This window comes from Calditrichota bacterium (genome assembly GCA_016867835.1).
In the GTDB taxonomy this organism is placed as follows: domain Bacteria; phylum Electryoneota; class AABM5-125-24; order Hatepunaeales; family Hatepunaeaceae; genus VGIQ01.
Genome location: VGIQ01000201.1, coordinates 1 through 2,273 on the forward strand (window position 1 = coordinate 1; position 2,273 = coordinate 2,273).

Annotated in this window: 2 protein-coding genes; both read left to right on the forward strand. The window is 53.9% G+C overall.

Translation table 11 applies throughout. The annotated features are described in order from the left end of the window. Positions 1 to 42 precede the first annotated feature (42 nt). Entirely contained in the window at positions 43 to 507 is a 465-nt protein-coding gene (locus FJY67_12105; GenBank protein ID MBM3330187.1) for a hypothetical protein, read from the forward strand. Between the two features lie 285 nt (positions 508 to 792). Further along, the coding region (locus FJY67_12110) for a hypothetical protein (protein MBM3330188.1) at positions 793 to 2,273 on the forward strand (1,481 nt) is incomplete at its 3' end.

Genomic DNA, 2,273 nt, shown 5'->3' on the forward strand with positions numbered 1-2,273 from the left:
CTCGCAAAATCCCTTGACAACTTCCACTTGCAGCCGTATTTTGTGAAAACCTTGCCTCGGGCTACGGCTCGGGCTACGGCTCGGGCTACGGCTCGGGCTGCAATAGCCCGGGCTCAACGTCAACCCTACTGCAAGGAGGACGCAATGTCCCACCGTTCAATCTTCGCGACCGCCCTGCTGGTTCTTCTGGCGGTCATCACCCTCTTCGCCGCGCCGCAGGCGTGGGCGGCAGAGCATGTCGTTTGGGTCACTACCAATGGCATCGATGGTGAGCCAAATGTCGAGATCGTCTTCGTCATCAAGACGGGTCCTGGCGCCAATGACTGGACCTACTCTGATCCTATCCTCACCGATGGCGATGGATTTGCAGTTTTCGAGGAGACGCCGCACTCCACCGCAACCATCTGGAAGGCAATCCTCGATTCACAGCGCACACCAAACAATCCGGGCCAATCACCGGCTGAAATCGAGTATCCGACACTTGGACTGAATTGGTTGATTGAATAGTAGTGGCGCAATAATGGGGGTGGATGCGAGATTCGCATCCACCCCCATCGCACTCAAAGCGGCAATTGATCATTGGAAACACCAATGAGACCTATCCCTCGAATAGTTTCAAGCATACTGTATATTACTATGGCAGCGGCGGGCTACGACGCTTTTAGCCAGCCTAGGCTCGAGCGCGCCGTTATCTTCGACACTGGAACGAAGGAATCATTCCATCGCATCATACAAACTGCCGATGGAGGATATTCTATGTGCGGATATAATATGCAGGGTCCTGGAAATATCGTGGCACGCGGCCGTGGTCCCGGACCGCATGCAGCCTGGATCATCAAGGCAGACCGGGATTATAATCAAGAGTGGTCGGGAATATACGATGTAGAAGATGAGCAGGATGGAGTGAATTATATGATTCAAGCCGATAACGAAGACTTGGTCTTGGTTGGTTTTGTAGGTGATACACGCGAAGAACAACTTCGAGTAATGCGCGTCAGCATACAAGGTGAATTGATTTGGGAGCGTCTTTACGAGAGCGGTAGACATGGCAATTCAATTATCGAATTGAAGGACGGAAGATTCGCCCTTTGCGGAAAATCAAGAGGTAATAATGCCGGCATTATCTACATAATAGATGAGGATGGTGAGGAAATCTGGCATAGAGAATATGATGTTGAGAGATCTGGCGTCTTCTGGGGTGTTCGCGAAACAGATGGTGGCCTCATTGCAGCAGGCTATAGGCAGGCGCCGGAAATTGGGATGGGATTAGCGATGTGGGCCATAAGAGTTGATTTTGAGGGCAATGTCAACTGGAACGCACTTCATAGTGTCAATGGCCGCACTTCAGTATGCGGAAGCATAACTTCTTCCGAGGAGGGCGGATTTCTGTTGACCGGATCGTCAACTCCGAACAATGCAGACTATGCTCTCGCGGTGGTCAAGTTGTCCGCCGAAGGTCGAGTCGAATGGGATCGAGAGTATGAACTTCCCCAGCCACATGATGGAGTTATGGGTGCGATAGTGCTGGGGCTCAATCACACTCGGATGCCCGGCGGCGGTTATGCGATCTGTGCCACTCAGGGCACTTGGAACCGCCCGTTTGTAACTCGCATCACCGCTCAAGGCCAAGTTCGCTGGCAGAATGTCATCGCTTTCAACGACCGCGATTTCACACCCCAGAATGTCAACTTTCTGCGTAGTATCATCGTCAACGACGAAGGCGCGCTGATCGCCGCGGGAGCGCTGACACAGTTCTCCGAAAATCCACCAGACACAAACACTTCCGCCGTCGTCATCCGCATTGAGCCGGAACAGGACGCGCCCATCGTTATCGAACACGAGCCGCAGGACTCCGTCCTCTTCGTTCTGACCGGAGATTCGATCCGCTTCCGGGTGGTAGCGCGCGACCAATGGCGGCGCGAGATCTTCTACACCTGGCGCTTGGACGACCAGCGAGTGGGTAGCGACGCCGCCATCACCATTACCTTCCCCGAACAAGGCACCTATCGAGTCCGGTGCGAAATCCGTAATGACGAGTTTGCAACGGCAGTGCTCTGGCGCGTCGAAACAACTGACCTTTTCATCGCCTCCCACACCCCCGACACCCTCTCCTTAACCCTCCAGCGCAACAGCGAGATCGACTTCTCCCTCGACTCAGTTGCCTACATCGGGGACTTGGAGAACCTTCGTTATGAGTGGATGATTTACGACTCGGCAGCGGTGAGATGGGAAGAAGTGGCAGGGGATGACCGGATCGGAATCCGGTCCTACGC